The organism is Flavobacterium praedii (genome assembly GCF_026810365.1).
Taxonomy (GTDB): Bacteria; Bacteroidota; Bacteroidia; order Flavobacteriales; family Flavobacteriaceae; genus Flavobacterium; species Flavobacterium praedii.
In genome coordinates this window covers 3,240,338-3,253,044 of the sequence record NZ_CP113948.1, presented here as the reverse complement: position 1 = coordinate 3,253,044, position 12,707 = coordinate 3,240,338, and the positions used below count along the sequence as shown (strand labels likewise).

The window sequence follows — 12,707 nt, the reverse complement described above, 5'->3', positions numbered from 1 at the left end:
ATTGACAGCAAATATAGTGAGAATGAGATATGCAATTCATCTTAAAAGAAAAATTTTATTATAAACTATCTGCATATAAACTTTGATGTTCTTTGTGTTTTTTTGTTACGAAAGCTTTAATTTCAATTTCAAAACGTTCTTTAGAAAATTGCAAAGCGTGTTCCCGTATTTCTTTTGGATTGAATTTTAAGGTTTCAAAATTCAGTATGGCTTCTTTTAAACTTTGGGCTGTTTGTTCTTTAAAAAAAACGCCTGTTTTACCTTCAATTACAGTTTCAAGTGCTCCTCCTTTTCCAAAAGCAATAACGGGAGTTCCACAAGCTTGGGCTTCGACTGGTACAATTCCAAAATCTTCTTCGGCTGCAAAAACAAATGCTTTTGCTTCTTGCATCTGTTTTTTTAATTCTAATTTATCAATATGACCAATAAGTATAATATTGCTTTTGGCTATTTTTTTTATTGCATCATAATCAGGACCAGAACCTGCAACTACCAATTTCAGATGTGGTAATTCATTAAAAGCTTCAACAATTAAGAACGTTTTTTTGTACGAAACCATTCTGGACGCTGTAAAATAATACTCCTTTTTGTTTTCTTCTAATGTAAAAAAATCAACATCAACAGGAGGATAAATTACAGTTGATTCACGGTTGTATATTTTTTTTATTTTTTGGGCAATGTTTTTTGAATTGGCAATAAAATAAGTGACATTCTCTGAATTTGTTACATCCCATTTTCTAATATTATTTAAAACATATTTGGCATAAATTCCTTTTAATCCTTTATTTAGACCTGAATCCTGTAGATATTGTTCTTGTAGATCCCAAGCGTACCGCATAGGGGAATGACAGTAACAAATATGCAATTGATTTTTACGTGTTACCACTCCCTTTGCAATTGATGAAGAAGAACTCAGTATTAAATCATACTCACTTAAGTCAAATTGTTCAATGGCGCACGGGAAAAGTTGCAAAAACTTTCGGTGATTGGACTTGGCGGTGGGTAAATTTTGAATAAAACTGGTTTTAGCTTTTTTCCCTTTTAAAATAAAATCCCTATCGGTTTCGTTCAGGAAATCAATTAAAGCATAATGATCAAAATCATCCCAAATATGATTCAACGAATGAATCACTTTCTCGGCTCCTCCATTTACATAATACCAATCGTTAATTAATGCTTTTTTCATTTTGTTGTGTATTTGTAAAAAAAAATAGGGCGCTAAAAAAAGCAAAAAAAAGTACACCATCGTGTCTGCTTAATATGTTTTCAAAGGAAAAATTAAGAAAAACAAAGGAAATAAAACTGATATAAAGTACTAATTTATGTTCAATAGCATTTTTAACCAAGCATAAAATTGAAATTAAAAACAAAACCAATCCAACAAAACCTGCAGATAAAATAATTTTTAAAAACTGATTGTGCGAATTGTATCTTGTCACTTTATAAGTATCCGTATTTGTAAATGTATTGTCATAACAGGACTGCAACTCTGCATCAACATCGCCAACTCCATACCCTAAAATTGGTTGCTGTTTTATTTTTTCGAAACTGCAATAATAGATTCCATTTCTAATTTGTTCTGTACTTATATTAGGATAATTATCTTCGTATTTGCCTTCTGGAAAAGAAAAATTATATTGAGACAATTTTTGAAAACGATCTCCTAGTCTATCTGTTTTTAAAATTATAACGAATCCTAAAACGATAAAAAACATACTAAAAACAAACATTTGCTTTCTATTTTTAAACATCAAAATAGAAGATATCAAAAGTGTTGCACCAAAAGGCATTCTGGATCCTATGAGATATTGCCAATATATGAAATAACTAATAATGGCTAGCATGGCAATATAAGCCAAAAGAGTTTTTCTATTAAAGACCTCTTTTTTAAATTTAAAAAAAAGAAGAATAACTCCAAAACCAATCCACATCGACAAATAAGTTCCGTGAACTTTTATCTTTTTTTCAATCAGCTGCCTAAAGTCCCAAAACTGAATTTCGCTCTTATAAAGGCAATCATATAAAGTGAAATTCAAATAAACCAAAGCCAAAATTAAAGCCATGATATACATCGATTTTATAAACTCCAACTGCTTATTGTTAATTATCTCTTTGTCATTAAACAAAAAAATGGCAGGAAATAAAATGGTTGGCAAAAGTCTAATTATGTACTTTATACCATTACCTATATTTTGGGTATAAAGTAATGAAAATGCATAAATAAGAAATAAACTTGAAAAAAGTAAACTATATAAAGTCTTCTTTCTATTCCAAAATTTCTTTCCTTCAATGCTAAAATAGGAAAGTGAAAACAAAAATGCAGCAATCATCAATACACTTTCTACTCCTGTTGGCAAAACTGGGAAAAAAGATAATGCAATCAAGAAAAAGTAAGTAATCTTACGGTTTTGATTTATAATGTACTGTTTCATTCTATTATTTTGAATCCTTGTATATGATTTTCGATCGCTTTTTCCCAAGTAAATTTTTCCAATTGGATTTCGCTCTGACTTCTTAAAAATGAATTATCAGTTCCTTTTTCAAGATATTTCGTTATTTTTTGAATCAATTCTGTATGATCATTTGGGTCAAAATAAATAACCGCTTCTCCTCCTATTTCTGGCAAACTGGATGCATTTGAACTTATTACCATGGTTCCTGCAGCCAATGCCTCTAAAATAGGAAGCCCAAAACCTTCATACAAAGAAGGAAAAACAAATAATGAAGCCTCTTGATAAATCTTTGGCAAATCTAAATCATCTATATATCCTGTAAAAGTAATTTGGTGTTGTAAATTATGACTCTTTATGTAATTATCAATCTGTTTATCTCGTGTGATAAAACCTTCTTTTTTGCCAATAATCACCAGTTGGTATTTAGATTTTAATTCTTTCGATAATAAGCAATAGGCTTTTAATAGGATCATTAAATTTTTATGTGGTTTTACGTTTCCAACATACAAAATATAGTTTGAAGGCAATTTTAAATCGGTATCATTTATTGTGTTTTGAAAAAAATACTTATTAACTCCACAATAGACTACCTTTATTTTGTTTGGAAATACCGACGTGTATTTTAGGAGTTCCTTTTTTGAAAATTCAGAAACTGTAAAAATTAAATTGGCTTTTTTTACTGCATTTTGAAATAAAAGTTCGGCATATTTTTTCTTCACCATAGAAATAGGAGATACACCTGCCAAATGATTTAGATCATGAATTGTTGTCACAATTTTTTGTGCTTTGATTGGTAATAATGGTACATTAAAATGTGGTGCCCAAAAAATGTCGCATTTAGGAACTACAATTGGATAAAGTATTTGCTCTTTCAAAGAATAAATTTTGGCGTTGAATTCAATGATTTCAACTCGATTATTCCAATGAAATCTGCTTATTTCTTTTGTATTACCTAGCACTATAACTTGGTCAAAAATGTCTAAAATACTCGGTACTATATTCTTTAAATAGGTACCGATTCCCGAGGCATTTATTAAACGGATATCAATTACTAATTTCATCTATATAGTTGTTTTGGTATGCCAAAATGATTCCTAAAAATGCCCAAGGGTATAAAAAATAAATTTGTACTCCAAAACAAAATAGCAATAGAAAACCTGTCAATAAAATATATCCTCTATTTAATTTTTTTAATTCTTTGTGTAATTGATAAATAATTGAAGCAAATAATATAAACCCAATAATCCCCATTTCTACAATAATATCTACCAATCCTCCAAAACCGTGTGCGTCTATATTAAGAACTTCTTTTGGTGGCTTTGGAAAAAAAGCACGGTACTCTGCATTATTTCTCAATAAAGGATAATTCCCAAGACCAATCCCAAATACCGGGTTTTCTTTGACCATATTAGGCACAATGTATGTACCCGAAACACGACCCAAAATTAAATTAATATCTGTAGGACGCTCAACAACTGAAAGTTTTACTCGATTTAATTCTGTAATGTACATTGAACTAATATTGATAAATAAATAGTAAAACCCTATCAAAAACAAAACAATTACCGGAAAAGCCAGAACTTTGAATTTATTTTTCAGGTAATCAAAATTCAACATTCCAATCCACACAACAATTAATAAAACACCAGCCTTAGACCTTGCACAGAATGCAATTATAAAAAACAGAAAAATTTGTTTTAGAATTCTTTTGCTGCTTTTTGGCTGGAAAAAAGTTAACATAAAAATAAATGAAAGCATTAATCCGTATGGACCTCCCTCATTATAAAACCCCCTTAACCGATAGTTTTCATATACTACTATTGAACTATGAAGAGGTAATATCCGCGAAAAAACCAAAACATAAATTACAGCAAAAACAATTGTGATTGCAATATTCCAATTAACTAGATAATCAACAATAATTCTAGAATTTGCATACTGCTTTTGAAATAATCTAAAAGTAATTATACCTAAAATCAAACAAGATACTAATTCAAAATAACGCCCAATGGTTATCACATAAGGAGCTTTAAACCTTGAGGATCCAAGAATGTCGAATTCATGTGTTGCTGTTAGTATTAACCCTAATACCGCTTCTAGAGTAAAGAATATCAAAAAATAAAAAATGAATTTATTAATGGATTTTTTTATCAAAAAAGGCAAAAAGAGCAATAAAATAAGTTCTGAAACTTTGATAAAGCCGAATTTAATATCTGCTGTTTGAATACAAAATGTAATCAAACAAACAATCAATATCATTGTAAGATGCTGTGTCTTTATTTTCACTTTTTTGAAATTGATTTATAAATTCCTAATCATATTATTTGATCTATTTTTTGAGTTTTACCTCAACATTATAGGCAGGTGCAATACTTCTCAAAAAGGTTTCCTCATATATTTTTTGGGTTGTTTTATTTGCATTTACCCAAATAAGAAAAGGCCAATTTAATGGATTCTTGTTCATGAATGTAATTTTGGAAAACAGTAATTCGCTAAACTGAAAATCAAAATAATAATTTCTGTTATACCTTGTATTATTTACAAAAAAATCAAAAGTCCGAAACGAAAACATTCTTTTGTGCGTAGGATCTATATAATTATTACTTGATGTAAAATGTGGAACTCTGATTTCAACAATACCTTCTGGTTTTAAAACCCGGTGAATTTCTTTTAAAACCTTAGGATAATCCACATGCTCCAAAACGTCTATACACATTATATATTCAAATGTTTCATTTTCAAAAGGAAGCAAACTATTTTCAATATCGCAAACGACATCTACACCAGGTAATTGAGTAATATCTAAATTAACAAATCCTTCTTTTATATCATTTCCGCAGCCAATGTTAAGCTTATTTTTCATTCTTTAAAAAATTAAGATTTGGGAATTTAAAAATTAAAACAGCCCATAAAGATATCGAAACAAACAATTCTGTAATATAAATTCCCGCAGAAATTCCAAATATTCCAAATTGTTTAGACAAAATTGTATTCAATATAACATTAATAAAAACCGATAAAATAATGATTTTTGTAACGGCTTTTTGTTTGCTATACACCATAAATGTAAGATAAGGAACCATATTAAAAGCAACTACAAAAGGAATCAGTGAGTTATAAACCAAAAAGGCACTACATTCAGCTATATTCATTTTTACGAAATAGGAAACTATTAAATTTGAGAAAACTACTAACAACATTGCTGCTATTAGCATGCTTATTACTAAAAAAACAAATAATTTTCGAGCAAAAACCTTATAATCCTGATGATTTTTTCCAGCCATTTCGCAAGCTTTAGGGAAAAGACTCTGAATTATAAATGACCCGCAAAACCGTACTACTAATATTACTTTTTCGACAACACAATAGATTCCCAGTGCATATTCATTTACAAACAATCCCAAAATCATTGGGTTAAGATAAGCATTGGCATTAATCGAAATTACTTGAACAAAAATCCCAAAACCAGTTACTATTTCTTTTTTTATGGCTTTAAAATCTGGTTTATAATACTTCCATTTCATTCTATTCATCAATACCAAAATAGAAAATATACAAGTTAATAAATCCATTGATCCTATGGTTAAATTAACAAGATATAGATTAGCTCCACTTTCAAGAAAAAGATAAATCACCAAAAGACTTATTATTTTGAAGAAAATGAAAAAATAAAAAATGTATTTCAATTTATGTAACGATCTCAAAACCCAAAGCGGATTGAAAGTCCTACCGATTAAAATAAACAAAGATGTAAAATATATAAAACTATAATCATTTGCTTTTGGAAAAAAGAAATAAATAAGAATAGAGAGTAAAATAGCAATCCCTAACAAAATAGTTTTGCAGTATGTAACTGTAAAAAAGTGTTTGTTTATAAAATCTGGATGGTCTTGATTTAAAGTTACGTCCCTTGTGGCATTGATATTAAAACCATATTCAGTTATTGAAGAGACAAAAATTGCAATAGACTGAAATAATATAACAATACCAAAACCTTCAAGCCCACATTTTTGAATGATTCTTGGAGAAATTAAAAGTGGAAATACAAAATTTAAAAGATTGATAAAAAACAAAAAAAAGGAAGAATTGATATGCCTTTTATTTGAAACTAGTGTCTCTATGAGTCTGTTTTTAAACATTGGTTACTAAATTTAAAAACGATTTCACGCAAATAAACCATACAATATCAGTACTGTTTTCAAGCATACATTCTATTCTTTCTTTGACTCCGTTATTAATGATTGCTTTTTGTAAAATGCTAAAAAAGAATGCGATGCAACAAACAATAATACAAATAAAAGGGGCAGAATCAGACTTAAATTACCACTGATAAAATTGGTTTTTGTTAGGTTTAATACAGTGTTTATTTGTTTTATAGTTTTATCATATCTAACTAATTTAACCCTGTTTTTGCCTTGTTCACCTATTAAATATTGTTTAGTTTTAATAAGGTCGTTTAACTGAGTATTTTCATTATAATAAACCAATTTTCCTTCTTTTTGAACACTTTTCTTATTGCTTGTAAAACTAGCTAAAACATCATTTATTTGCTTTATAATGGTGTCATTTTGAGCAATTTCTTGGTCTAAATTCTTTAGTCCAATTTTTTGAACAGTACTAAAATACTTCGAATTATTCAAGTAATTTAATATTGGCTGAACGACATTTTCTTCATCTGTTAATTCATTTGTTGTGAATGAAATGGTGTGATAGGTGTAATTTTTACTCGTTACATTGTCTATCAAAACTTTGTTTATATCTCCGTCTTCTGCAATTAGTTTTAATAATTCGAAATTTTGTTCTTTGTTTTCTACAAATCCATAAACATCTGCAATTGGTTTAATTGCAATTTTTTTAATTGCTTTTGGCTTCTTGATTCCAACAACATTTTTAAGAAAAAGAGTGTCTCCATAAGCAATTTTTGATTGTAATAAATCAATTTTTGAGTACAAATAATCAACACTTTCAAAATTTGGTGTTACAATGATTTGATTATCAAATATCTTCTTATTCGAATCCAAATACCAACCCATTCCAAAACCAACAAGAATCAAAGCCAAAACTAAAACCTTGTTTCGAACAAAAAATTGGATCCCTTTAAAAATCGATGTACTTACCGATCCAAAAAAATCGCTTATTTTTTGAGGAATTTGAAGCAAATCAATTTCTTGGTCCTCTTTATTTTGGGGTACTTTTGTAATCATTTCTTAATTTATTTTATATTGAAAATTTGTTCCAAAATTTTAATGGTAATCAGATAGGTAGGTTTCACTCCAGTAGTTCCCAAGCCACCTGAAGCCAAGGTACTTCCTGTTTCTAATGGGTTATCCGAAGCGTAATAGGCATATCGTACCTTTATATCTTGAGGAACACTTTTTCTAATTTTTGAAGCCGATTGAATGGCTTTTTGATAATAGGAACCTTCCATTTCTAGACCAATAACGCCCCAAGTCGATTCATGAAAAAACTTTAATAAATCACGGTTTTGCAAAGACGTTCCTAGAACGGTAACCATTGGTCCTGCAAAAACAGCAATGTCATTGCCATCAAACATGTCAGCGGTTAATTCGTTTTCAAAGAAATAATTATCCGCGGTTCCTTCATTAATATGGGCATTCGGAATCATAATATCTCCTTTTCCCCCTTCAAGGATTCCTGCTTTCCCCATAATCGAAACCGATTTTACATTGAGTAAGATTTCTTTTTTATAAGGTTTTAACAACTCGTCTATTGTTTCATAAGCTTGTTCACCAAAAGCATAATCCATCACAATAAGCACTGGTTTTTGCTCTCCTAAATCGGCCTTTGGAAAAGAAGTTTTGGGCCAATCTATTTTGGATGTGTCAAAAATTTGAACGTCTATATTGGTTCCTGAAGTATCTGGCAAGAAAATCATTCCTTGTTTCAGTGCTACAGCTTCTACTTGATTGCGAAGCTCATTGGCTCCCGATTTACTCAATTCTTCGTAAATAAAAAAATCAGACTTGTCCTTGAATTTTGTTTTCAAAATAGGAGTGGCAAAAATAGAATTCATCACCGAGTGCATGTTGGCACTAATCACGTGAATGGGTCTATCCAAGAGTTGGTTTTCTTTCAAGACTTCCTTAATGTTGGTCGCCCAAACTTCACCGTGAATATGGTGTCCCAAACGCTCCCGTAGAATTGGACTGAACGTAATCGTTCTTTTATTACTGTCAATAACTTCTTCTATGGCTAGTTTCCCCAACCAATAAATAACATGCAAAAACCGATCTGGTGCCACTTCATTTCCAAAAGAATCATAAATATCCAAAACTTCCTCAAAAGTTCTTCCCAGAATATTAGCCGCATGCGAAATGGCTTTTTCTTTTTCGACCAAAGTCAGTTTTTTTTGTTGAAATACCGCTGCTTCCAATTTTGTCCAATCACGGGAAACTTCCCCTGCATCGTCTAATAAAACTCTATTTCTTATTTTATGTGATTCGATAAAAATAAAGGTCAAATGCGTCAAAATATCATAAATGTCTGATCGTCCTCGAGTGATTTCCACATTCATTTGTTCTTCGTCAATTCGGTAACAATTGCGACGTCTTTTTGGAGGAACAATTGCTTTGAAGTGCGATTTCGAATAGCCTTCATCCGACGTTAAATTGATAAAACGACATTCCTCTATTCCTACCGGAAGGCGTTCTATAACATATAAAAGTCCGTTTAATTCGACTTTCTCTTCAGCAATATTTCCATAAATTTCGGGTCTTAAAGCCAATAATGCTTCTCTTAAAGTATCACCAGAAATTCCCATGGGTTTGTAAAATCCTCTATTGAAAAGATGGCGCATCGTGATGTACATTTTTTCAATAGCCGCCGATGATTCTTGTGCTCTGGATCTGGATATATTTTTAGTCTCTTTCATTTTTTTATAACTTTATAATTCTCAAATGTAGGGATTTTGTTCTTTTAGTTAATGTTATAGTATTGTAACTCTTTTATTCCCTTTATAAAATCAAAATATTTTAAGCTTTATAACGCCAATAAATCAACAATATTCCTATCATTCGATAATCTTGGTATTTTATTCTGACCGCCCAATTTTCCAATCGATTTCATGTAGTTTTGAAAACCGTTTTTGGCAACTTTGGTTACTACTAATTTTTTTAAAACATGTCCCACAATCAAATCATCATAATAAATGTTTTGTTTGCGCATGGCTTTGTCTAGTGCTTCCGCAAAAGTGTCGCTTTCATCGGGTTCATTCTCAAATTCGACAAACCATTCGTGATACGGCAATCCTTCGGTAGGCGTAATTTGTGGTGCAACGGTAAATTCATTCACTCTAATTGTTGTTCCCAACATAGCTTCCTGCAACGCAGATTCGACTTCTTTCCCAATGACATGTTCGCCAAAGGCAGAAATATAATGTTTGATGCGTCCAGAAACAATAACACGATAGGGTTTCAATGATGTAAACTGAACGGTATCACCAATATTGTATCCCCAAAGTCCTGCATTGGTAGAAATAATTAAAACATAATTAACCCCCAAATCTACTTCTCCTATGGTATAACGTTTTGGGTTTTCGGCATAAAAGTCTTCGCTTTTTATAAATTCATAAAAAATTCCGGCATTCAATAACAGTAACATTCCTTTTTCTTTTTGGGAATCTTGATAGGCAAAAAATCCTTCGGAAGCTGGAAATAATTCAATACTGTCTACTTTTCTACCAATTAAATTTTCGAATTTGGCTCTGTACGGTTCATAATTAACCCCTCCATAAATAAACAAATTGAAGTTTTTGAAAATTTCCCCGACTGGTTTTTTACCTCTTTGTTGCAGTTTTTCAAAATACATTTGCACCCAAGATGGAATTCCTGAAATCACGGTCATGTCTTGGTCAATTGTTTCGCCGACAATCGCATTGACTTTGGTTTCCCAATCTTCAATACAATTGGTTTCCCAAGATGGCAGCCGATTTTTTTGCAAATATTTTGGAACAAAATGCGCTACAATTCCAGACAAACGACCTAGTTTTATTCCGTATTTTTCTTCAAGAATTGGGCTTCCCTGCAGGAATATCATTTTGCCATTTACAAAATCGGCATTTTTGGTTTCGTGTATATAAAGTAAAATCGCATTTCGAGCCGCTTCAATATGATACGGCATCGATTCTTTGGTTAGCGGAATGTATTTGGCTCCCGAAGTTGTTCCAGAAGTTTTGGCAAAATAGAGTGGTTTTCCTTTCCAAAGTACGTTCTCCTCTCCCTTTACCACTCGATCCACATACGGTTTTAAGGCTTCGTAATCGCGAACAGGAACTTGCTTTGTAAAATCTTCAAAATTCTTAATTTCATCAAAATGATGGTCTTTTCCAAATTGAGTTTGCTTTGCTTCTTTTATCAAGTTTAAGAAAACTGCCTTTTGGGTTTCAACAGGAGAATTGGCCCAAACCTGTGTCTTTTTATATATTTTTTGTGCAAATAATTTTGCTGCAACCGATTTTAGTGACATTCTATTGGGCTTTATTTTTAAATTTTATTTGTGCTTTTTATGTTTGAAATCGCTTTTGATGTTATCTCGCTTTCTTTTTAGAATCTCCTTTTTGAGATTTAGCATCTAATTTTTCTTCCTTATTCACTCTTTCTCTCAATTCTTTTTCTTTTGTAGAAGGAGACAAATCTACTGGTTCTGATGTATTGTCATTGCTAGAAAGTATGGAGTCTTTATTGAATTTGGCATATTCTAAATCTCCATTCAATACTTTTTGAATCGATTTGATATAGAGCTCGTTTTTTTTTAGCGCTGAAGAAAGGGAGTCTGATTTTAATGCTAAAACGGTCGCGTCTCTTTTTAATTTAGAAGAAGAATATCCTGGTATAAATTCTCTTAATGGTGTAAAAGCAATCAATACGGTTGTAATTGAAATTAAGAAAATAGCTCCCAATGAAAGCGAAACAAAAACACTCATAATGTTCAACTTGAACGAAAAAATTTCTTCAAAAGTATCCTCATTCAAAATTATTAATCGGTTTTTGATTAATAATCTGTCAAAAAATTTCTTTCTTTTTAATCGATTGTTAGACATGGTTTGCTTTTAAGTCACAAATATAATAATTAAAAACGTTGCGAATACTAGTCTCTTGAACAGTTTTCAGTCTCAGTCCCAGTATTCAGTAGTGCTGTTTGAAGACATCTTAAAATACCGAAGTTAAATTCCGAACCTAAAAAAGGCTAGTCTTCTTTATCCCGGATTCAGCATTAGACATTATTACGCAGAGTCACACGAAGAATTAGCGAAGAATCACAAAGTTTTTTAAGCTCCATTCAGAGAATTCGATTTCCCTTTGCGTGTCTTTGTGAATCCTTTGCGCATCTTCGTGAAATCTTTCCTATTGCGGAATGTCGGTTTATCTTTTAATGCCTCTTATTTTTTGCAATAATTTATAAGCTGCATTCTTTTATAAAATATTTAACGCATTAAAAAGTAAATAAATGAGACAAAACGAATGCCTATTAAGTTATTCTATATACATTTGCATATTAGATTAATTACAAATTTGCTACGGCATTAAATATTCAATCATGGGAAGATTAGGTCTTACAGAAATCCTTGTAATTGTTGCAATGATTTTATTACTTTTTGGAGGTAAAAAAATTCCAGAATTAATGAAAGGTTTAGGAAGCGGAATTAAAGAATTTAAAAACGCAGCCAAAGACGATCAGACAGCTGACAAAAAAGAAGAAGAAACGAAATAAGAATTTTTTATAAAAAATTCCTAAATCTTAAATTCCAAATTCCACTATTTATATAAGGAATTTGGGATTTTTTTATGGTTTATTGTTACCGCAAACAGACCGAGAAAGTATACTGATTCAAATAAATTTTAACTTTTCTGTCCTTGAAAAGCATTATATTCCACAATTGTTTTATTCTTTAAATACAAAATTATTTAAGACCCTCGTGCCTCTATAATCTTAACAAAACAGAGATACGAAATTCTCATTCCTATTTTATTTAAATAATTATACAAGAATACGGAATCGTACTATCTATAAATTAACTTATATAGACATTTACTCCTGTTTTAGCGATAAATATATATATTTGTTAATCATAAATCTAAATCGTTGATTGATTATAGTTTAATTTGTAATTTTACAAGAATAGTACTGATTTTAATATTTCATAAGATATAATTCAAACATGAAATACTTTACTACTTGTATAGACTAAGTATTTGATTGTTTATTTGAATAGGTTCCTAGTTTTTGCTTGACAAT

At 30.5% G+C, this 12,707-nt stretch carries 11 protein-coding genes; 1 reads left to right on the top strand and 10 read right to left on the bottom strand.

The window, feature by feature from the left end:
- Positions 1-58: 58 nt before the first annotated feature.
- From OYT91_RS13735 to OYT91_RS13690, 10 genes are all read right to left on the bottom strand, one after another.
- Positions 59-1,186 (bottom strand): glycosyltransferase, encoded by a 1,128-nt coding sequence (locus tag OYT91_RS13735; RefSeq protein WP_281238418.1) that lies wholly within the window; start codon positions 1,184-1,186, stop codon positions 59-61.
- Complete coding sequence (locus tag OYT91_RS13730; RefSeq protein WP_281238417.1) at positions 1,167-2,432, bottom strand: O-antigen ligase family protein; 1,266 nt, start codon at positions 2,430-2,432, stop codon at positions 1,167-1,169. The genes OYT91_RS13735 and OYT91_RS13730 overlap by 20 nt, the downstream gene beginning before the upstream one ends.
- Positions 2,429-3,514: a glycosyltransferase family 4 protein gene (locus OYT91_RS13725; protein ID WP_281238416.1), complete on the bottom strand. Its 1,086-nt coding sequence runs from the start codon at positions 3,512-3,514 to the stop codon at positions 2,429-2,431. Before OYT91_RS13725 ends, OYT91_RS13730 begins: the two co-directional genes overlap by 4 nt.
- The gene (locus tag OYT91_RS13720) at positions 3,498-4,568 is read right to left on the bottom strand and encodes an O-antigen ligase family protein (RefSeq protein ID WP_281238415.1); all 1,071 of its coding nucleotides are present in this window, start codon (positions 4,566-4,568) and stop codon (positions 3,498-3,500) included. Before OYT91_RS13720 ends, OYT91_RS13725 begins: the two co-directional genes overlap by 17 nt.
- 214 nt (positions 4,569-4,782) lie before the next feature.
- Positions 4,783-5,316 (bottom strand): class I SAM-dependent methyltransferase, encoded by a 534-nt coding sequence (locus OYT91_RS13715; protein WP_281238414.1) that lies wholly within the window; start codon positions 5,314-5,316, stop codon positions 4,783-4,785.
- The gene (locus OYT91_RS13710) at positions 5,306-6,592 is read right to left on the bottom strand and encodes an oligosaccharide flippase family protein (protein WP_281238413.1); all 1,287 of its coding nucleotides are present in this window, start codon (positions 6,590-6,592) and stop codon (positions 5,306-5,308) included. The genes OYT91_RS13715 and OYT91_RS13710 overlap by 11 nt, the downstream gene beginning before the upstream one ends.
- Positions 6,593-6,664: 72 nt before the next feature.
- A complete protein-coding gene (locus tag OYT91_RS13705; protein WP_281238412.1) occupies positions 6,665-7,657 on the bottom strand; it encodes a hypothetical protein in 993 nt (330 codons plus the stop codon).
- A gap of 8 nt (positions 7,658-7,665) precedes the next feature.
- The gene (locus OYT91_RS13700; protein ID WP_281238411.1) at positions 7,666-9,345 is read right to left on the bottom strand and encodes a DUF6909 family protein; all 1,680 of its coding nucleotides are present in this window, start codon (positions 9,343-9,345) and stop codon (positions 7,666-7,668) included.
- A 107-nt stretch (positions 9,346-9,452) separates the two neighbouring features.
- Complete coding sequence (locus tag OYT91_RS13695; RefSeq protein WP_281238410.1) at positions 9,453-10,937, bottom strand: GH3 auxin-responsive promoter family protein; 1,485 nt, start codon at positions 10,935-10,937, stop codon at positions 9,453-9,455.
- Positions 10,938-10,998: 61 nt separating this feature from the next.
- On the bottom strand, positions 10,999-11,511 hold the full coding sequence (locus OYT91_RS13690) for a peptidase (protein ID WP_281238409.1): 513 nt from the start codon (positions 11,509-11,511) through the stop codon (positions 10,999-11,001).
- A gap of 497 nt (positions 11,512-12,008) precedes the next feature.
- Here OYT91_RS13690 and OYT91_RS13685 point away from each other — a divergent pair, with 497 nt between their 5' ends.
- Positions 12,009-12,182 (top strand): Sec-independent protein translocase subunit TatA/TatB, encoded by a 174-nt coding sequence (locus OYT91_RS13685; RefSeq protein WP_281238408.1) that lies wholly within the window; start codon positions 12,009-12,011, stop codon positions 12,180-12,182.
- The last annotated feature ends 525 nt before the right edge of the window (positions 12,183-12,707 follow it).